Raw genomic sequence first — 21480 nt, 5'->3', positions numbered from 1 at the left:
TAAAATATTGATGAATAAAGGACGTTTAGATTTTTCAAATGAAATCTAAACGTCCATTTATTTTTGAGATATTTGAATCAGTAATAACTAACTAGTTATTAATCACTGATTTGACTATTAAGTATATCTGTAATAAACATATGTCCTGGTGCGTGGGTTATCATCAATTCTGGCTTCGCATCTAGAGCGATAGATTGTGGTGTCACACCACATCCCCAAAAGACAGGAACTTCATTTTCTTTTATTGTGGCAGGTTCTCCAAAATCAGGTTTTGTAATATTATCAATACCTATTTTAGACGGGTCACCAATATGTAGTGGAGTCCCATGCATATTTTTAAAACGCGAAGTAATTTCAGTTGCTTTAATGGCTTGTCGCATTGTCATCGGGCGCATGCTTACAGTGATATTACCTGTGAATTCGCCACTTGGTTCTGCGGGTATATCAGTGATGAACATAGGTACGTTGTGCTCTTCTTCTATATGTCGAATCGGAATGCCGGCTTCTAATAACGCATGTTCAAAGGTGAAACTACAACCGATTAAAAAGCTAACCATATCATCATTAAATAGATGTGTGACATTTGTTGGTGATTCAACAAGTTCTCCATAACGATAGACGCGGTATTCTGCCACTTCTGTGCTAATATCTGCAAATTTTCCGTAGAAAGGAAATGTGGTAGAACCTTTTTCTGATACATCTAAAAGTGGACATGTTTTCGGATTTCTAAAACAAAACCTTAAAAAATCATATGCATAGCTTGAAGGTAGAATAACGACATTAGCTTGTACGTAACCTTTAGCCATACCACTTGTAGGATCAGTAAGCTCGCCATTACTAATCATTTCTCTTAATTTATGTGGTTGTATATTATCTAAATTCATAAAACCATCCCCTTAATTTAAGACTTATCGTTAGTTTAGCAAAAATAAGTCATAACAGTTAAATATATGTATATTCCAAGTTTATAAAAATTCCCCTCCATTAGTTAGAGAATGAAGGGGGATCATTTTATTTGTCGTTATTATTTTCGTGTTTTTTATCTTTTCTATGTTCTTTGTTTGATTCAGTTTCTTTATCATTACTAATAGTGCTTTGTTTATCATTTACTGAATCATCTTTTGAATCGCTAGTATTCTCATCTTCACGCTGTTCTAGTGGAATTGAATAATCTTTGTCATCATCTATATGTGTCATTTTAAAATGTTTCGTTGGTTCTCTACGTAACGCACGCATCAGTGACACAATCATTAAGAGTAAGATAATAGAGAACGGGAGCCCAGTGACGACAGAGGCAGTTTGTAAACTTGTTAATCCACCGACAATTGTCATAGATACTGAAATTGCCCCGATTAAAACGCCCCAAATTATTTTGTGTTTCGTCTTAGGATTTGCTATGCCACCTGTTGCCATGCCCGAGACAATATGTGTTGTTGAATCAGCACTTGTGACAATAAATATAAATATCAGTGCGATTGCTAAAGCACTCGTAATGTCAGCAAGAGGGAATTTAGACAATAATTCAAACAAGGCTACGGTATAGTCTTGATCTACAACGTTAGCAATATTATCATTCTCGTTGAGTGCGATTTTAACTGCGGTGCCCCCAAAACCAGCAATCCAAGTAAATGAAATTAGTGGTGGAATAATGAGTACGCCAACGATAAATTCTCTTATCGTACGTCCCCGTGAAACGCGCGCAACGAATCCACCGATAAATGGCGACCATGAAATCACCCATGCCCAATAGAAGACTGTCCATTGTTGAATCCGACCATTGTCTCCAGTGTATGGGCTAATACGTAAACTATATTCAATAAAATGGCGCAAATAATCACCAATTGCTAAAGTGTATGATTCGAAAATAAATTTTAAATCACCAAAAATGAACATAAAGATAAGGAGTAAGGCACCTAAGCCTATATTTATGTTACTTAGCCATTTCACGCCTCTATTTAAACCAGTTACTGCCGAAGTTAAGAAAATAGCTACCATTAAAACAGTAATTGTGATTTTAGTAATATTATTATTAGGTACGTTGAAGACATGTTCTAACCCGCCGCTAATTTGCATAATACCTAATCCTATTGAAGTTGCGATACCCATCACTGTCGCAATAATAGCTAAAATATCGATGATGTTTCTGTAAGGGCGCTTATATGCTTCGCCAAATACAGGCTCCATTGCTGTTGAAATGAGTCCGTCACGGTTTTTTCTGAATTGGAAATAAGCAACGGTGAGTCCGGCAATTGCGAATATAGACCATTGTGAAATCCCCCAATGGAAGAATGTATAACCCATTGCTACTCTTGCAGACTCGGCGGACTCATCTGCGACCGTACCTGGGAAGGGAGAATGTAAATAATGACTTAATGGTTCAGCCACGCCCCAAAAGACAATCCCTACACCTAAGCCTGCTGAAAATAACATCCCAATCCAAGAATGCATAGAAAACTCAGGTTCTTCATCATCTTTACCTAATTTAAAGCGTCCGTAACGCGATACAGCTAGCGCTATTAAAAAGATATCTAAAATAAAAATAATAACTAAGAATAACCATCCGAAAGAATTTGATATGTAGTCATAAACTTGTTGTGCGTATGTTCCAAACCCCTTTGGGAAAATACCGACAACTAAAGTGATGAATAAAATGATAGCTACTGAGATAATATAGACCAAATTACGATTTTTTGTTTTTCTTTTATGTTTATTATTCATGGCGTTTTTTAATCATTCCTTTGTTTATTTAGGTAATAATTAGATACCCCTATTATTATCTTGATATTCATTGGGCTAAATTTGTTTGTTTTAAGGTTTAAATACAATAGAATAGATTGAGCAGTCATATAATTGCATAACGTTATTTGTGTGGGGTATAGAATCAATGAAGCAAGAAGTAAATTCCTGAGGAGGAAAATTATGAAAAGAACTGTGGAAAAAATATTAACCTGGGTAGGCATTATCTTACAGTTTATCTTAATATTTTTAATGGCTATCGTAACGCCATTTTTAAATGATGCGAGTGTGAAAGACTCACTCATACAATCAATGAATAATAGTCAAGAATTTAACCAGTTATCAAGTCAAATGACACCGTCACAATTATTAGAGATGGCGAGTAGTTTGTTTATTATAGCTTTAGGAGCCGTTATCGTATGTACAATTATCGCAATTATATTTGCATTATTAATCAATAAAATTCCTAAGGTATCAGGTGTAGTACTGATATTAATTGCAATTGTTACAGTATTTACATTTAATTGGATTACCGCATTATTGTGGTTAGTAGCCGGTATTTTATTATTAGTAAGAAAAGCCCATAAACCAAACTATGAAGGTGTTAATCATTCAAATAATAGAAGCAATACAGACAATCATTATCAAGAGCGAAATGCTGAATTAAAAGATGAATCACCTGAACAACATTCTGATGACAGAGACTTTACAGAGCAAGGGGAACTAGGCGATGATAAAGAAGAAGCATCGACTTCTGGTGAACATACGTATCAACGTCGCCAAGATCGTAAAGATAAATAAAAATGGAACAAAGTCAGTTTAAGTAATTAAATAGGATACTTTCATGGTGAACGTAAGTTGATGAACGGTAACCCTATGAATAATAAAATAAAGAAAGAGGACTAGCTGTATTTTACAATCAGCTAGTCCTCTTTTAATTATTGTATTTGATATATAATTTTTCATTATAATTTGTTAGTTTACTAGTCCATTTTGCCGTGTTTATAACTTTCATATACTTTGTCATAATTGATGTGTCCAATACCACCTACCATAAATTTTCCGAGTTTGAATAAGTTGAATACATATGCTAAACAAACTGATATTGTAACTGTGAGGATGAAAGTGAAAGCAATGTTTCTTAATGAACTATCCGCTCTCAATAAACCTAAATCATGGACAAAGAAGTAATGAACTAAATATATACAGAATGAGTAGTTACTTATAAATAATACGAATTTTGGTACATATTTTACATAGGATGAGAATAAGAAAAATAGCAAGATCACCATTGTGACATAAAATGGTATATCAAAGCGTTTAGATTCTACCCAAGTACTAACACCGAATAAATAGTTACTAATTAATATACCCGCTGACAAGATTGTGCCAAAAACAATAAGCCAAGTATATTTTTTAATATTCTTCATGAGAGACTCATAATATATGCCTGTGTAAAAACCAAGTAAGAAATAACTAATCCAACCTAAAAAGAGCATCCAACCTTCTCTTCCCCAAAACAATCCTAAAATTGGATTTTCTGATGGGGGTACAAATTCTCTAAATGCCCAATACAATGTGGCGAATATGGTTGCACCAATAATTACAGGAATAGGCTTCCATTTGATGATGTATTTAGCAAAGAGAATGTGTAGTATATAGAATTGGAAAATAATTACAATAAAGTATGTCACAGCGCCACCGTGAAACATCGTATTTGAAACATGTCCAAAGTAATCTTCTAATGTCTCAGGTTCAAAATAGAAATATGAGATAGCTAGATTAACCACGATATATGGGATACCTAAATAAATCAATTTGTTTTTAAAGAAACCAGGTTTTGTTTTAACCTGATAATTTTTCGCTAATAAAAATTCTGAAATGAATACAAATAATGGCGTACTAAACATTAGCAATAATTGAAATATTCTAATGGCAGTGCCATGTCCCACAAAATCCATCTTGGAAAACGTGGTTGTAATCGAATGAATGAGAACAATACTTAAACAAGCTATAGTACGCATCCAAAAAATAACAGACGTATATGTTTTCATAAATAGCTTAACCTCTCGATTGTTCTTTTATTTTTGAAATAAATATTGATATGATTATATTCAAGTTTAAATAGTAACATACGTAATGAGAATTCAGTGTAAATATTAGAATAAAATTTATTAAATTAGCATTTACTATTTGTACAATAACAACAATAAATTTCAATGAATATAATAGCAAATTTTAGGGAATAATGCGAAATAGGTTAGATACGATATAATTAAAAAAAGTGATTGTAAGCGATTGCATTTGTGGTGTGATACATATACAATAAAATCAAGAATGGAATAATTCCATTTGTGTTTTCTATTTACAAACTTACATGGGGGTAGAAAAATGGTAGTTAATTATCAGAATGAACCAGGTATCGATTTTACAGACAGTAAAAATGTAGAATCATTTAAAGAGGCTTTAAAGAAAGTTAAAGGTGAATTAAATCAAAAAATTCCTTTAGTAATTAATGGGGAAGAAATATTCACAAAAGATACGTATCAATCTATCAACCCTGCCAATACTACTGAAGTTATTGCAGAAGTTTCAAAAGCAACTCAAGCAGATGTGGATAAAGCATTTGAGTCTGCAAACGAAGCTTATAAATCATGGAAGAAATGGTCACACAAAGATCGTGCTGAATTTTTACTTAGAGTATCGGCAATTATTAGACGTCGTAAAGAAGAAATCTCAGCAGTGATGGTTTACGAAGCAGGTAAACCATGGGATGAAGCTGTAGGTGACGCAAGCAGAAGGTATTGATTTCATTGAATACTATGCGAGGTCAATGATGGAATTAGCGGACGGTAAACCAACATTGGATAGAGAAGGAGAACATAATAAATACTTCTATAAACCAATTGGTACTGGTGTTACAATTCCACCATGGAACTTCCCGTTTGCAATTATGGCTGGTACGACATTAGCGCCAGTAGTTGCAGGAAACACAGTACTTTTAAAACCAGCAGAAGATACACCATTAACTGCATATAAATTAATTGAAATTTTAGAAGAAGCTGGATTACCAAAAGGTGTTGTTAACTTTGTACCAGGCGATCCAAAAGAAATCGGTGACTATCTTGTAGATAGTGTACACACGCATTTTGTAACTTTCACAGGTTCACTTGCTACAGGTACTCGAATTTTTGAAAGAGCTGCAAAAGTACAAAAAGGACAAAAGTTCTTAAAACGTGTTATTGCTGAAATGGGCGGTAAAGATGCAATCGTAGTTGATAAAGATATCGACACTGATTTAGCAGCAGAATCTATTGTAAGTTCTGCATTTGGTTTCTCAGGACAGAAGTGTTCAGCATGTTCTCGTGCAATCGTACACAAAGATGTATATGATGAAGTATTGAAAAAATCAGTTGAATTAACTAAGAATTTAACATTAGGCAATACTGAGAATAACACGAACATGGGACCAGTTATTAATAAAAAACAATTCGACAAAATTAAAAATTATATTGAAATTGGCAGTAAAGAAGGTAAATTAGAGTTCGGTGGTGGCACGGATGGTACTACTGGATACTTTATTGAACCTACAATCATCTCAGACTTAAAATCAAGAGACCAAATCATGCAAGAAGAAATCTTTGGCCCAGTTGTTGGCTTTGTTAAAGGTAATGACTTTGAAGAACTATTAGACATTGCTAACGATACAGATTATGGCTTAACAGGTGCTGTAATTACTAATAATCGTGAAAACTGGATTCATGCAGTTGAAGAATACGATGTAGGTAATTTGTACCTTAACCGTGGATGTACTGCGGCAGTTGTTGGCTATCACCCGTTCGGTGGTTTCAAAATGTCAGGTACTGACGCTAAAACAGGTAGCCCAGACTATCTATTAAACTTCTTAGAACAAAAAGTCGCTTCAGAAATGTTCTAATTAAAATTATAAAATAATTTAAAAGCCTCTCATTGCTTTGCAGTGAGAGGCTTTTTGGTGTGAATTTATTGTTTTACGTCTTTACTTTGATATTAATCATTTTATGAAAGATTTCATCTATTTCGTGTGCGGGACGTTTGATATTGTGGTCGCGCATCCACTCCATAAAACCAAATAAACTTGCGCCATATACATAAAAAATCAGTTCGATTGGAACACTTGGATCTACAGAAATACGTGACATATTATCTTTAATGTCATTTTGTAATACACGGATGAAATAATTTGTAATCGTTCGTTCAAAATCTTTGTCTTCTATTTGCTTTTCTTTAACTTTGTTAAGTTCATCGATATCTGTTATTGTTTTTTCCATAATAGTAAATGGATTGTTAATACGTTCTTTAAAATCAATTGAAAAATAATCTTTCATTAAATAAGTAATTAAATAAATGAGTAAGTCATATTTATCGTAAAAATGTTTATAAAAAGTTGTTCGATGTACCAAAGCTTCATTGCAAATTTGGTTTACAGTAATTGTTGAAAAGGGTTGTTTTTCTAAGAGATCATAAAAACTCTTAGACAGGGCACGTTTGGTTTTAATAACACGGAGATCTTTTTCATTCATTCTACACTTCTCCTTTTTTGTAGTTTAAATAGACACATTCGTATAATTAGTTCTTTTTATAATGCGGCTGAGCTTGTAAAATGTTAATATAAATAATCTACACTATATGTATAAACTATAACGTTGATTAAATTAGGAGGCAATAGTTTGGCAAAGTTTTTGTATAAATTAGGTTCGTTTATTGCAAAACATAAATGGTGGAGTGTAGTTGCATGGGTCGTTTTACTCGTGGCAATTATTATACCGCTTACAATAAGTTCACCTAAATTTGATAATGACATCACTATGAATGGTTTAGAGTCACTCGATACTAACAAAAAAATTGAAGATGAATTTAACCAGGATAGTGAAAAAGCTCAAATAAGGATTGTATTTAAAAGCGATTCTGAGAACGGCATAGTTAAGGAAGACATGACTAAAGATATCAAAGACACATTGAATGACATCAAAGACAATGATGATGATATCAAGAATGTTTCTGATCCTTATGATAATAAGCAAATAAGTAAAGATAAAACAACTGCTTTTGCAGATGTCAATTATGATGTGTCTGCTACAGCTTTAAAAGCAGATTCTAAAGATAATGTGAAAGATGAAGTTGAAAAATTAGAAGACAAGCATAACGTGCAAGCTGAATTAATGGGTACAGGCATGGAATCTACTGAAATTGGTGGTGCTTCAGAAGTAATAGGCATTATCGTAGCATTCGTCGTACTATTAATTACTTTTGGCTCATTTATTGCTGCAGGTTTGCCAATCATTAGTGCATTACTTGGGTTAGGTACGGGTGTAGGTATTATTTCATTACTTACTTACGCGTTTGATATTCCAAACGTTACATTGACGTTAGCTGTTATGATTGGACTTGCAGTAGGTATAGATTACGCACTGTTTATACTATTTAGATATCGTCAAATAGTGAAGACAGAACCGGATCATATTAAAGCTATCGGTTTAGCTGTAGGTACAGCAGTAGCGCTGTTATCTTTGTTGGTGTAACTGTAATTATTGCAGTTTGTGGGTTAGCCCTCGTTGGCATAGACTTCTTAGCAGTCATGGGTTATGCGTCAGCGATTAGTGTATTAGTAGCGGTAATTAGTGCATTAACATTATTACCTGCAATAATCAGTATTTTCCATAAGAGTATAAAGCCTAAACAAAGTAAATCAGAATTTGAAGGCGATGTTGATACAGCTTGGTCAAAATTTGTTGTAGGTAAACCTTTAGCGACAGTCTTAATTGGGCTTATTATTCTAGTAGTAGCGACAATTCCAATTAGTGATATGCGCTTAGGCATTCCAGACGATGGTATGAAATCGGAAGATACAACACAGAAAAAAGCATATGATATTATTTCTGACAAATTTGGCGAAGGCTATAATGGCCAAATTGCTATGCTTGTGAATGTTAAAGATAAGAAAGATGATCCACAAGCATTACAAAAAGATTTACAAGATATGACAAAAGATATTAACGATATGGATAACGTAGATATGGCGACGCCTCCACAACTAAGTGATAGTAAAGATTATGCCTTAGTTGCTGTAATTCCTGAAAAAGGACCTAACGCGCAATCTACCAATGATTTAGTCCATGATTTAAGAGATTATAATGATGATGCAAAAGATAAATATGATTTCAAAACAGAAGTCTCTGGTCAAAGTGTAATCAACATTGATATGTCTCAAAAATTAAATGAAGCAATTCCATTATTTGCGAGTGTCATCGTAGCGCTAGCATTTATTCTATTAATGGTAGTATTCCGCTCAATCATTATTCCATTGAAAGCAGTACTAGGGTTCGTATTATCATTAGTAGCAACACTTGGCTTTACGACATTAATTATGCAAGAAGGATTTATGTCTGGTCTATTTGGTGTTGATACTACAGGACCATTACTCGCATTCTTGCCAGTGATAACAATCGGTTTGTTATTTGGTCTCGCAATGGATTATGAAGTGTTCTTAATGTCACGTATTCATGAAGAATACAGTAAGACACGAAACAATGAACATGCTATCAAAGTGGGTATTAAAGAAAGTGGCCCAGTTGTGGTAGCTGCGGCATTGATTATGTTCAGTGTGTTCATCGCATTTGTCTTCCAAGATGACGTGATGATTAAATCAATGGGTATAGCACTCGGTTTCGGTGTGTTATTCGATGCATTTATCGTGCGTTTACTATTGATACCGCACTTACACAGTTGTTTGGTAAAGCATCGTGGTATATGCCAGCATGGTTAAACAGAATTTTACCAAGTGTAGATATTGAAGGTCATGAATTACAAAGTATGATGCCTGCTCAAAAATTCAGCACATCAAAAGAAAGTTATGATCGTACATTCAACATTCACCAACAATCAACTACAACAACTAAAAATAACAATGAAATTCCAGTTGATAGAAAAACTAAAATGTTATATGACGAGATTGCGCAACAAACGGCGCAGACAGATTTCTTATATCAAGCATTAGAAGACTATCAAGCAGGTAAAAAACAACCGCATTATTACAGCGATAATAATGACGCTAATAATGTAGATAACAGTACAGAACGTAATACAACATCAAGTACAGAAAACAAAGATGAAGACGTTATGTCACTGTTAGCACAACAAAGTAAAAACATTAACAAGTTGAATGAATTAATCGAGAAAACGATTAATAAAAAATAAGTTTAATTATATTAAGGTGCTTAATTATTAAGAGCATCACTTACTGCCAACAAAATCTCAGGTTTTGTTGGCAGTTTTGTTGTCCAAAGATCAATAAAATAGCATAGAGTATAGCCGGATTTTTAATTTTTAATGAACCAAACAATGTAACAGCGAGCATAAAGGATGGATTACGCTTTGTGTTAGTGCTGAGAAGTAGATTGACGTTATGGAAATAGAATGAAATATATCGATACCAGAAAGGTGATATTTTTATTGTTGATGATTATATTGATTATGCTCCCATCATTTAAAGAAGCATCACATCTACGTCATTTACCAAAGGGTCTAACACATAAATTACACTCAAAAAGTATATAATGTAAATAAGTTAAATATATTTAATGTAGGAGGAATTGTCATGGTGAAACAATTAATAGATATATTGAAAGAGAAAGAAAACCGAATGATTGAGATACGCCGCTATCTTCATCAATATCCTGAGTTATCTTTCCATGAAGAAGAAACGCCTAAGTATATAGAAGATTTTTATAAAGATAAAGATTGTGAAGTAGAAACGAATGTAGGTCCGAATGGTTTGAAGGTGACAATCGATAGTGGGAAACCTGGTAAGACGATAGCAATACGTGCTGATTTTGATGCTCTACCAATTCAAGAGGATACGGGATTAGCATTTGCTTCAAAAAATGAAGGTGTGATGCATGCTTGTGGTCATGATGCACATACAGCATACATGCTAATTCTTGCAGAAACACTTATCGAACTGAAGGATCAATTTAAGGGTAAAGTTGTTGTTATTCATCAACCTGCTGAAGAAGTGCCTCCAGGCGGTGCACAAGCGATGATTAAAGATGGTGTCTTAGATGGAGTCGACCATGTATTAGGTGTCCATGTGATGAGTCATATGCCATCTGGTAATGTATATTACCGTGAAGGCAATGTACAAACAGGTAGAGATTTCTTTAAACTTAAAGTGAATGGGCAGGGAGGACATGGTTCTTCACCACATACGGCAAACGACAGTATAGTAGCTGGAGCATATTTTGTTAATGCTTTACAAACGATTGTTTCGAGACGCTTAAATCCTTTTGAAACAGGCGTCGTAACGATTGGTTCATTTGATGGCAAAGGACAATTTAATGTGATTAAAGATAGTATTGAAGTAGAAGGCGATGTACGTGCCTTGACTGATGATACCAAACATACGATTAAAAAAGAGGTTAAACGTTTAACTGAAGGCTTAGAGGCAATGTTTGGTGTGACATGCGAATTAGAATATAATGATGATTACCCCGCATTATACAATGATCCAGAGTTCACAAAATTTGTTGCAGAATCTATTGAAAACGCTGATACAGATGCGATTAAAGGTATAGAAAGATGTGAAGCACAACCACCATCTGAAGATTTTGCATATTATGCTAAAGCTATACCTAGCACATTTATTTATGCGGGTGTTGCCCCTGATAATGATGACATTCATCCTCATCACCATCCTAAATTTGATATCAGTGAAAAATCATTACGCGTAGCGACTGAAGCAGTAGGCGTTACGGTATTCAATTACTTAAAATAAATTATTAAAACATCAAATAAAGGTTGTAGCTTATTATACTGGGCTACAACCTTTATTTTTGTGCGCCTATGATTTTATTCTTATTTTACATGTAGTTTATGTAGTCACATTAAAGTGTATATATAGAATAATAAAAAAATGAAAAAGGATGATTAAAATGAATGCGGATAAAAAATTAAGTGAATTGCTTGAAGATTATAATAAACCATTAAAAAAATTATTCAAATATGATAAGTCAAAGGCACTTACATTTGATAAAGAAAGTAGAAGTGCAGTCCAAGAACAAAAAGGTATTTTTGTTATCTTTAAAAATAAAAAACCATTATATGTAGGACAAGCAGGTGGGTTTATGACGGGATATAAACTTACTCAAAAAGATTTAAATGATAAGTCGGCACAATTCAATGTGAAATCAGATGCTTGGTACAGCAAAATTTAGAAAAGCCTATGTAGTACAACAAAATTTAGATGAATCAGAATTAAAAAATATTAAAGCTGAAGAACATAATTTGAAATTCCAATATATTAAAGTTAAAGGTAACCCGACACTCATTAATATCTTGGAAATACTTGCTTTAGAATATGCGAAAGAAAATGATGTCGAATTATATAATTTTCTATAAAATCACCTGAGGTCAAAGCGGTGAATAGGAAGAGGGTTGATTGCTATGAATATAAGAAATTTCAATATTCGGTTTCAACACCATGATATTAAAGTGAAATTACCTAAAGGATATTTTAAGCGTAACGCTGGTCCATACCCTTTAGTTGTTGTTCAAGATGGCGATGATTTATTTAAGGATATTGAACGAGAAGTCATATTTGTGGGGTTACTGCCGAATGATGATGATACAATTTATGCGTCTTGGCAAGATGTAGTCGAGGATGAAGCATTTTATAAAGCAGCGGATGATTATATCTTATGGATTTCTGATGAATTGTTGCCTTATTTAAAAAAATGTTTCAATATATCTGAACAACGTAGGGATATAAGTATTGCTGGGGGCGTCACTAGGTGGATTAGTTGCGCTTTATGCTTTATTCAAGAAACCTGATGCTTTTGGCACATATATACTGATTTCACCTTCAATATGGTATCCAGGCTTTCTAACATTTATGAAGCAACAACATATTATTAAAGCAGAAGAACATGTTTACTGGTACATTGGCATGCTTGAAGATGAGCAACATCCAGATATCAATACCAATATCTTAGCTCAAACTGAGCAAGGCGTAGACATTTTAAATGAACTCTTAATTTCTGAACAAATGTCATTTCACTTCGTTACAAGTAGTAAAGGGCTACATCAGAAAATGTATTTTAAAAAATACTTTAATAAAGCGGTAAAAAAATTATTTTAGTTAATATACCCACGAAAATATGACAAATTATAGTCATTAGTTATCAGAAAATTCAAAATAACGGCATGTAAATTCTGACCTTTATGTTTAATTAATGATAATATTTAAAGTGTAAGAAATTTTAAAAGAAATCATCGTGCACTAAAATGTGTAATAATCTCATTTGTAAAATACGAATACAAGTGTCTTTTGAAATTCTAACTTTATATTATTAACAAACATAGGGGATGCTTTTATGGTAGAAAAAATGAAACAAATTTCAGGGGGTAAATTGTTGACGGGTATTGTATTATCAATATTAACTTATTGGTTATTTGCCCAATCATTTTTAAATATTGGCCCTCAAATCCAGTCAACTTTTGGAGCTAGTCCAGGTATAGTCAATATTTCTATAAGTTTAACGTCATTTGTTACCGGTGTGTTTATGGTAGTAGCTGGTAATATTTCAGATAAATTTGGTAAGGTAAAGATGACACGTATTGCACTCATACTAAGTATCGTTGGTTCACTTATGCTTATCGTCTCAGGTAACGTTGTATTACTGATTCTAGGTAGAGTTGTGCAAGGTTTATCAGCAGCAATTATCATGCCGGCGACGATTTCCATCGTCAATGACTTTTTTGAAGGGGACGAAAGACAAAAAGCATTGAGTTTTTGGTCAATTGGTGCGTTTGGTGGTACAGGTTTATCATCCTTCTTTGCGGGAGCGATGGCAACGTTTATATCATGGCAATCTATTTTTATTTTGTCGATTATATTATCGCTTGTAGCAATGATGTTATTAAAACATTTACCAGAAAGTGAATTAATTAAAGATAAAACAAATCGTTTTGATTATGTTGGACTGACAATATTTGTGATTATGATCGCGAGTATTAGTTTTGTCATTACGCAAGGATATAAAATGGGGTGGTTGAGTACACCGACATTAGTATTATTAGCTGTCTTTATCATATGTGTATTTATGTTCTTCAAAGTAGAACGTGGCAAAAAAGTGCCGTTTATCGATTTGGAATTATTTAAAAACAAGCCTTATATAGGCGCAGTACTTGCGAACTTCTTACTTAACACAGGCGTTGGTGTGATTGCTTTATTTAATATGTACGCGCAAGGTGGATTGAAATTTAGTGCGTTCCAAGCAGGTTTACTTACTTTACCGTACTTAATTACACTTCTTATTGTTGTGCGCTTAGGTGAAAAGAGTATTAAAAGATTTGGTGCGAAACGTGCGTTGGTTATCGGACCAATATTTACAGCAATAGGTATATTATTATTTAGTTTAACGTTCTTTGGTACCTCAGGATATATCGTTGTAGCGTTAATTGCATCAGTCTTTTTTGGTGGAGGTACGGGTCTTTTTGCAACACCTGCATTGAGTACTGCAGTTTCAACTACACCACCAGAAAAAGTGGGCGTCGCTTCCGGTATATTTAAAATGGGCTCAACACTTGGTGGCGCCTTTGGTATTGCGATTATGACTTCTATTTACACAGCGATTATGCAAAGTGGACAAAGCGTACATACAGCGGCAACAACAGGTTTTATCGTTGGTGCTTGTATCGTTGGTTGTGGTGTTCTTGCAAGTGCATTAATCATACCAACACGTAAAATAAATACGTAAATATTAAAATTAAAGGGAGTGGGACAGAAATCTAATTTTGCTAATAAAATTTCGTCGTATGAACCCGACCCGGCACAGCTACTGTAAAATGGAATATAAGCGCTTCAGCGCTTGCATAAGAACTACTTGTCTTCATAAATGAAGTAGTAGTTCTTTAAAAGCTTGATATAAGCGCATTTTCAATTCAGTCAGCCACTGCCAATATAAAAAATGAGCCTGAGACATGTGCTATGTCCCAGGCTGTTTGTTACGTTGAATGATAAAATGTACTATTCATCATGCATTTCTGATTTTTTATATTTATGTGCCAAATGTAAATCATGTGACAATGCAATAAGCGGTCTAACCGTCATCTGTACACTACCGATTACAAACAGTATTGTACCTAATGTGACAGTAGAATCACTAAAAAATAAAAAACTACCTATTAAGAATATGATGCCAAGAACTACATCGTTTAATTGGTATAGTGCTTTATAAATCATTGTGAGACGTTCAGATCTTTGAGGTGTATTAAAATTTAAATCAGCACTTTTGTTAATAGGATTTTGTTGATTAGATTTAGACATAGAAAGGCCTCCCATACATATCTTGAGTTGTCTTACTCATTCCCTTAATGGTTTACATAAAACCAAGAAAGATTTATGATAAAACAAATTCAGAAGGACAGAAAGAGGGGAGCATCATGCATTATAAAAGATACTATCAAGCACCTATCGGACGCATTGCAATAACATCTGACGGAGAGCATATCACTGGCTTGTGGCTACCCAATCAAACCGATTTCGAATTAAAATATGATGATAAGTTAGTTGAAACAGAACAACCTATCTTTGATAAAGTAGAACATTGGTTAGACGCGTATTTCTCGGGAAATATTCCAGAAATTGATTTTCCTTTAAAAGCGTCAGGTACGGAATTTCGTGAACAAGTCTGGGCAAGCACTTTTAGAAATACCCTATGGCAAGACAGTAACTTATGGAGAACTCGCACAAATAATAGGGAAAAAAGAGGTAAAACCCAAATGTCGTCACAAGCAGTGGGTGGTGCAGTAGGCAACAATCCAATTTCAATTATCATTCCCTGTCATAGAGTTGTTGGTAAAGATGGTAGCTTAACAGGTTATGGTGGCGGCATTGATACCAAAATCGAGTTACTTAAATTAGAAAAAATGGATATGGATGCATTTTATAGACCGAAAAATAGTACAAAGCCTTGAGCCCGTAGTATTGAGAAATAAGTTAATTTTTTCAAAAACCACTCTTAAATACGCTTGTAAGTTGTAAAAAATCTCTAACTAAGTTGATAATTTAACTCAGTATGGTATTCTATTACACGTCTTTGCTAAAAAATTAAGGGATGGTGAGCATTTTGCCAAAAGAGAAAAAACAATTTTCAAGTGTATTTATATATTCAGCTGCCATCATAGGATTACTTGTTTTGGTTGGTGCAATTTTCCCACAACAATTTGGGAGTATTACAGGTAGTGTGTCTACTTGGGTTTCAGATACATTCGGTTGGTATTATATGTTGTTATATACTGTAATATTAGGCTTTTGTGTGTTTCTAGCATTTAGCCCAATCGGTAAATTAAAGCTAGGTAAACCTTCGGATAAACCAGAATTTCGTACTATTTCGTGGTTAGCGATGTTATTTAGTGCGGGTATGGGGATAGGTTTAGTATTCTATGGCGCATCAGAGCCTATTTCGCATTATTTAGCGCCGCCAACTGCAGATGCTGAAACAAAAGCAACCATGTCAGAAGCATTTCAATCATCATTTCTGGACTATGGGATTCATCCATGGGCGATGTATGGTGTTGTAGCTTTGGCACTGGCATATTCACAGTTCCGTAAAGGAGAAAATGGTTTAATTTCAAAAACATTACGTCCTATCTTAGGAGATAAAGTAGATGGGCCTATTGGCACGGTTGTTGATGTGCTAGCAGTCTTTGCAACAGTAATCGGTGTTGCGGTTTCTTTAGGTGTAGGGGCCATTCAAATCAATGCTGGTCTTAATTATTTATTTGGTATACCAGCTAATTCACTGGTTCAAGGTATTATTATAGCAGTCGTTACTGTCTTGTTTTTATATAGTGCATGGAGCGGTTTAAGTAAAGGTATCCAATATTTAAGTAATTTAAATATGGTATTAGCAGGCTTACTACTCTTAATCGTTTTTATCGTGGGTCCAACGCTACTCATTTTAAACATGATGACAAGTGGCACAGGAGACTATTTGAATTCGATTTTACTTAATACTTTAGACGTAGCGCCATTAAATGAACAAAAATCGGACTGGATGCAAACATGGACGATATATTATTGGGGCTGGTGGATGAGCTGGAGTCCATTTGTTGGTATATTCATCGCTAGGATTTCAAAAGGACGTAGTATTAGAGAATTTGTTGTTGCAGTTTTAGGTGTTCCAACAGTGATTAGTATCATCTGGTTTAGTGCTTTTGGTACGACAGGTATCACAGTAGGACAAAAACATGGTGAACTATTTAAATTACCGCCTGAGACACAGCTATTTGGAATCTTTAATGAATTACCCTTTGGGTTTATCCTTTCAATCATTGCTTTAGCGCTTATTGCATCATTCTTTATTACCTCTGCAGATTCAGCGACTTATGTATTAGGTATGCAGACTGCACATGGTACGTTAAACCCTTCAGGTTTTGTTAAAATTGTCTGGGGCTTAGCATTAGCGGCTATTGCGTATGTCTTATTATTAGCTGGTGGGGACACTGGTTTAGACGCCTTACAATCAGCTGCCATTATATCCGCACTGCCGTTTAGTTTTGTAGTGATATTAATGATGATTGCTTTATATAAAGATGCAAACAAAGAACGGAAATATCTAGGTTTGACATTACAGCCCAATAAAGAGCGATACGAAGCATATACTCGTAAGATTGAACAAGAACAACAAGAACAAGCGGAAAAATAATTACGTTATAACATGATACGTACATAAAACAGAGGAGATACAGTCGTAAATTGACAAATATCTCCTCTGTTTTTGTTTATTGAATAAAAAGAAAAGCACATTCATTTTGATGAATGTGCTTTTTTATATACATAAATTTATCTAAATTCAGTTAAGACGTCTCAGCACATAATTTAAAGGCATAAGCTAAATATGATAATTTAAATTATGTTCCTGAATCATGATACGATTAAGTGATTTCAGATTTAATTTAAGGTATTATAATTACGGATATGATCATTAATACTTTCAAGATAGAAAATATTCTTTTGCTCATCAGCTAATTCAGTTTCGTGATCGAATTCTAAATTATCAAAACGTTTGAAGAAAGATTCATATGTTTCAACTGAAACTTCAGTACGGTTGTTTAAAAGGTCTTTATGTCCTTGAATATCAAGTGCATCTTGGTAGCCTTTTACAATTTTACCACTAAAGAACTCGCCTACAGAACCAGAACCATAACTGAATAGTCCGATTGTATCATCTGCAGACAGGTCATGTGTTTCTAATAATGAAATCAAACTTAAGTATAAAGATCCAGTATAGATGTTACCTACATAACGATTATAATATGTAGCATCTTCATAACCAGAAGTTAAGCGTGCTTTTGTTTGTTCATCAACAGAATCTGTTAAAATTGAGTCAAGTGCTTTTTTACCCATTTTAGTAAATGGTACGTGGAAACATAATGATTTAAAATTATCTAATGTTTTATTGTAGCGACGAGCATATTCATTCCGACTTTCTTGGAACGAATGAATGTAAGCATCTTTCGATAATGCACCATCAACGAGAGGATATGGTTGTCCACTTGGACGCCAAAAATCATAGACATCTTCAGTGAAGGCAACTGCGTCATCATTTAGTTCAAGAATACGTGGGTTTTGTGATATTATCATAGCAACTGCACCTGCACCTTGTGTAGGTTCGCCACCAGAGTTTAAACCGTAACGTGCAGTATCGCTAGCGATAACTAATACTTTTTCATCTGGACGTTGTGCTAAATAATCTTTAGCTAATTGAATTGCTTGGTGTTGCGGCATAGCAAGCTTCTTTCATTTCAATACAACGTGCAAATGGTTGAATGCCAAGCAAGTTATGTATTTGTACTGCTGAAGCTTTCGCAGAATCAATTGCAGATTCTGTTGCAACAATAACCATACTGATTTGTTTTTTATCTTCATCAGTAATGATGTCTTTTGCGGCATTTGCGCCCATTGTAACAATGTCTTGGCTTACTGGACTAACTGCCATTTCATTTTGGCCAATGCCAAGTAGAAATTTATTTGGGTCAACTTGACGTGATTCTGCAAGTTTAGCCATATCTACATAAAATCTTGGAACGTAAAAATTAATTTGATCAATACCAATTGTCATAAAGCGTATCGACACCTTTCTATATATAAATAAGCACCTGTATCATACCAAATCACGCTTATAAAATACAATGATTTAAAATTAACTGTAAATAAAGGAGATTGAAAATGAATAAAATAGCAATCGTAAGTGCAAAACGTACACCAATTGGAAGATTTAAAGGGAAGTTAAGTAATTATTCAGCAGTTGAACTCGGAAAGAAAACATTAAAAGCAGCGATAGAAGCAATTAAATTGGATCCAAATACAATAGATCAAGTCATTTATGGCAATGTGTTACAAAGTGGAAGTGGACAAAATCCAGCGCGTCAAATTAGTATCAATGCAGGTGTACCGAATACAACGCCGACTATGACAATTAATGAAGTGTGTGGCTCAGGACTAAAATCAATTATCCTCGGTAAACAAGCGATCCAATTGGGAGAAGCGAAAGTAGTTGCAGTTGGTGGCGTAGAAAGTATGACGAACGCACCACAACTTATTTTAAAAGAGGGAGAATCACCTGTTCAAAGCTTTATGCATGACGGTTTAACAGATGCTTTTTCAAATGTGCCAATGGGCATTACAGCAGAAAAAATAGCTGAGAAATACGATGTGACACGTGAACAACAAGATAAATTTGCAAATGATTCTCATCAAAAAGCACATCAAGCGACTGAAGCGGGTAAATTTGATAATGAAATCGTACCGTTAAAAGACGTAAATGGTGAATGGATGACAAGTGATGAAGGTATACGTGGTAATACGAGTATAGAAAAACTTGCAACTTTAAAAACAATTTTCAAAGAAAATGGCACAGTTACTGGTGGTAATGCTTCTAGTATTAATGATGGTGGTTCAACGATTATCTTAATGGACGCGACTTATGCAAAAGAACAAGGACATGAAATTTTAGCACTTCTAGGAGAGCATGCTGAAATAGGTTGTGACCCCGATTATATGGGTTATGCACCCTATCATGCAGTTACAAAATTATTAGATAAGACAGGTAAACATATTGATGATGTAGATGTTGTTGAAATGACTGAAGCATTTGCATCACAAAGTATTCCTGTTCGAGATAATTTAGGCATAGCTGAAGAAAAACTCAATCTATATGGTGGTGCGATTGCGTTGGGTCATCCAATCGGTGCAACTGGTACACGCTTGGTGACGACGCTTGTGAATGTATTGTCTCAAGAGGGTAAACAAAGTGGTATCGCTACTGCTTGTATTGGCGGCGGCTTAGGTATAGCACTAGAAATTGAAAAGGGGAATAAATAATGGAAGCGTTAGATAAGTCATTTCGTCATTTATCTCGTGAAGAGAAATTAGAGCAACTTGTTCAAAAAGGTTGGTTAAGTAATGAAAATAAAGCGGTATTGCTAAATAACCCACTTATTCCTGAAGAGATTGCGAATAGTCTAATTGAAAATGTGATTGGCCAAGGTTCTTTACCTGTAGGATTACTACCAGAAATTATTGTTGATCAAAAAGCATATGTCGTGCCAATGATGGTAGAAGAACCTTCAGTTGTTGCGGCCGCAAGCTATGGCGCTAAACTTGTCAATCAAACGGGTGGTTTCAAAGTGGTATCTAGTGAACGCTTAATGATTGGCCAAATTGTTTTTGATGGCGTAAATGATACACAGGCACTTGCACAAAAAATTAATCAGCTAGAACCACAAATCAAACAAATTGCTGACGAAGTATATCCTTCAATTATAGAAAGAGACGGGGGCTACCGCCGCATAGAAATTGACACGTTTTCAGCGGAAGGCTTATTGTCATTAAAAGTATTTGTAGATACAAAAGATGCTATGGGTGCGAACATGCTGAATACAATTTTAGAAGGTATTACAGCTTATTTAAAAAATGAATTAGACAATATTGATATTTTAATGAGTATTTTATCTAACCATGCGACAGCGTCTGTAGTTAAAGTGCAAGGTGAAATTGAAGTTTCCGCTTTATCCAAGGGTGGCCGCAATGGACAAGCAGTAGCGAAACGTATGGAACGTGCTTCTGTATTAGCTCAAGTAGACATTCACCGTGCGGCGACGCATAATAAAGGTGTAATGAATGGTATCCACGCTGTGGTCTTGGCAACAGGTAATGATACACGCGGTGTTGAAGCAACTGCACATGCATATGCAAGCAAAGATGGACAGTATCGTGGCTTAGCAACATGGCATTATGATGAGCAACGTCAGACACTGGTTGGGACGATTGAAGTTCCTATGACATTAGCGACAGTCGGTGGTGGCACAAAAGTGTTACCAATTGCTAAAACAGCGCTAGATTTAATGAAAGTAGATTCCGCTGAACAACTTGGACATGTAGTTGCGGCTGTTGGCTTGGCACAAAACTTTGCTGCCTGTCGTGCATTAGTGTCAGAAGGCATCCAAAAAGGACATATGAGCTTACAGTATAAATCATTAGCCATTGTCGTGGGTGCAGAAGGTAAAGAAATCGCACAAGTCGCAGATATGTTGAAAGATGAGCCAAGAGCCAATACAGCTACAGCACAGCAATTGTTAGATCAATTAAGAGAGAACGAATAGAAGTAGCGTATATAAAGCACTTTCAATTTGATAGTTATC

Annotated in this window: 13 protein-coding genes and 5 pseudogenes; 12 read left to right on the top strand and 6 right to left on the bottom strand. The window is 34.6% G+C overall.

Annotation, left to right across the window (positions count from 1 at the left end; translation table 11 throughout):
* Positions 1 to 98 precede the first annotated feature (98 nt).
* Both ABLV90_RS01720 and ABLV90_RS01715 read right to left on the bottom strand, forming a co-directional pair.
* A complete protein-coding gene (locus ABLV90_RS01720) occupies positions 99 to 884 on the bottom strand; it encodes a putative hydro-lyase (protein WP_460872007.1) in 786 nt (261 codons plus the stop codon).
* 127 nt (positions 885 to 1011) lie between these two features.
* On the bottom strand, positions 1012 to 2718 hold the full coding sequence (locus ABLV90_RS01715; protein ID WP_460872006.1) for a BCCT family transporter: 1707 nt from the start codon (positions 2716 to 2718) through the stop codon (positions 1012 to 1014).
* A gap of 201 nt (positions 2719 to 2919) precedes the next feature.
* Here ABLV90_RS01715 and ABLV90_RS01710 point away from each other — a divergent pair, with 201 nt between their 5' ends.
* Positions 2920 to 3537, top strand: a complete 618-nt coding sequence (locus ABLV90_RS01710; protein WP_069833184.1) for a DUF4064 domain-containing protein — start codon at positions 2920 to 2922, stop codon at positions 3535 to 3537.
* Between the two features lie 182 nt (positions 3538 to 3719).
* On the opposite strand, the gene ABLV90_RS01705 is transcribed toward ABLV90_RS01710, so the two are convergent.
* On the bottom strand, positions 3720 to 4790 hold the full coding sequence (locus ABLV90_RS01705; RefSeq protein ID WP_427706326.1) for an acyltransferase family protein: 1071 nt from the start codon (positions 4788 to 4790) through the stop codon (positions 3720 to 3722).
* Between the two features lie 337 nt (positions 4791 to 5127).
* Here ABLV90_RS01705 and pruA point away from each other — a divergent pair.
* Positions 5128 to 6673 (top strand): annotated as a pseudogene (pruA, locus tag ABLV90_RS01700) (L-glutamate gamma-semialdehyde dehydrogenase).
* 73 nt (positions 6674 to 6746) lie between these two features.
* Here the strand turns inward: pruA and ABLV90_RS01695 are convergent.
* On the bottom strand, positions 6747 to 7298 hold the full coding sequence (locus ABLV90_RS01695; protein WP_069818170.1) for a TetR/AcrR family transcriptional regulator: 552 nt from the start codon (positions 7296 to 7298) through the stop codon (positions 6747 to 6749).
* 147 nt (positions 7299 to 7445) lie between these two features.
* Between ABLV90_RS01695 and ABLV90_RS01690 the strand changes: the two are divergent.
* The 6 genes and pseudogenes from ABLV90_RS01690 to ABLV90_RS01665 all read left to right on the top strand — a co-directional run bounded on the left by ABLV90_RS01690 (position 7446) and on the right by ABLV90_RS01665 (position 14531).
* Positions 7446 to 9972: pseudogene (locus tag ABLV90_RS01690) on the top strand (MMPL family transporter).
* A 400-nt stretch (positions 9973 to 10372) separates the two neighbouring features.
* Positions 10373 to 11548 carry a M20 family metallopeptidase gene (locus tag ABLV90_RS01685; RefSeq protein ID WP_460872005.1) on the top strand — a complete coding sequence of 392 codons (1176 nt, stop codon included), beginning with the start codon at positions 10373 to 10375 and terminating at the stop codon, positions 11546 to 11548.
* Between the two features lie 157 nt (positions 11549 to 11705).
* Positions 11706 to 12171 (top strand): annotated as a pseudogene (locus tag ABLV90_RS01680) (hypothetical protein).
* A 45-nt stretch (positions 12172 to 12216) separates the two neighbouring features.
* Positions 12217 to 12603, top strand: coding sequence for an alpha/beta hydrolase-fold protein (locus ABLV90_RS01675; RefSeq protein ID WP_427708089.1), 387 nt, complete (start codon positions 12217 to 12219; stop codon positions 12601 to 12603).
* Positions 12545 to 12910 (top strand): alpha/beta hydrolase-fold protein, encoded by a 366-nt coding sequence (locus tag ABLV90_RS01670; RefSeq protein ID WP_427708087.1) that lies wholly within the window; start codon positions 12545 to 12547, stop codon positions 12908 to 12910. The genes ABLV90_RS01675 and ABLV90_RS01670 overlap by 59 nt, the downstream gene beginning before the upstream one ends.
* 235 nt (positions 12911 to 13145) lie before the next feature.
* Positions 13146 to 14531 carry an MFS transporter gene (locus ABLV90_RS01665; protein ID WP_069818175.1) on the top strand — a complete coding sequence of 462 codons (1386 nt, stop codon included), beginning with the start codon at positions 13146 to 13148 and terminating at the stop codon, positions 14529 to 14531.
* 269 nt (positions 14532 to 14800) lie between these two features.
* Here the strand turns inward: ABLV90_RS01665 and ABLV90_RS01660 are convergent, their stop codons facing one another.
* The gene (locus ABLV90_RS01660) at positions 14801 to 15100 is read right to left on the bottom strand and encodes a YrhK family protein (protein WP_069818176.1); all 300 of its coding nucleotides are present in this window, start codon (positions 15098 to 15100) and stop codon (positions 14801 to 14803) included.
* A gap of 116 nt (positions 15101 to 15216) precedes the next feature.
* On the opposite strand from ABLV90_RS01660, the pseudogene ABLV90_RS01655 reads away from it, so the two are divergent.
* A pseudogene (locus ABLV90_RS01655) lies at positions 15217 to 15750 on the top strand (methylated-DNA--[protein]-cysteine S-methyltransferase).
* A gap of 140 nt (positions 15751 to 15890) precedes the next feature.
* The gene (locus ABLV90_RS01650; protein WP_460872004.1) at positions 15891 to 17483 is read left to right on the top strand and encodes a BCCT family transporter; all 1593 of its coding nucleotides are present in this window, start codon (positions 15891 to 15893) and stop codon (positions 17481 to 17483) included.
* A gap of 245 nt (positions 17484 to 17728) precedes the next feature.
* On the opposite strand, the pseudogene ABLV90_RS01645 reads toward ABLV90_RS01650, so the two are convergent.
* A pseudogene (locus ABLV90_RS01645) lies at positions 17729 to 18899 on the bottom strand (hydroxymethylglutaryl-CoA synthase).
* A 107-nt stretch (positions 18900 to 19006) separates the two neighbouring features.
* Between ABLV90_RS01645 and ABLV90_RS01640 the strand changes: the two are divergent.
* Both ABLV90_RS01640 and ABLV90_RS01635 read left to right on the top strand, forming a co-directional pair.
* A complete protein-coding gene (locus ABLV90_RS01640) occupies positions 19007 to 20161 on the top strand; it encodes a thiolase family protein (RefSeq protein ID WP_460872003.1) in 1155 nt (384 codons plus the stop codon).
* Positions 20161 to 21441: a hydroxymethylglutaryl-CoA reductase, degradative gene (locus ABLV90_RS01635; RefSeq protein WP_069832825.1), complete on the top strand. Its 1281-nt coding sequence runs from the start codon at positions 20161 to 20163 to the stop codon at positions 21439 to 21441. Before ABLV90_RS01640 ends, ABLV90_RS01635 begins: the two co-directional genes overlap by 1 nt.
* The last annotated feature ends 39 nt before the right edge of the window (positions 21442 to 21480 follow it).

The sequence above is a fragment of the Staphylococcus sp. 2S1 genome (assembly GCF_046721335.1).
Taxonomy (GTDB): domain Bacteria; phylum Bacillota; class Bacilli; order Staphylococcales; family Staphylococcaceae; genus Staphylococcus; species Staphylococcus equorum_A.
Note: the sequence above shows the minus strand (reverse complement) of the source record. Positions and strands in the feature narration are given on the sequence as shown.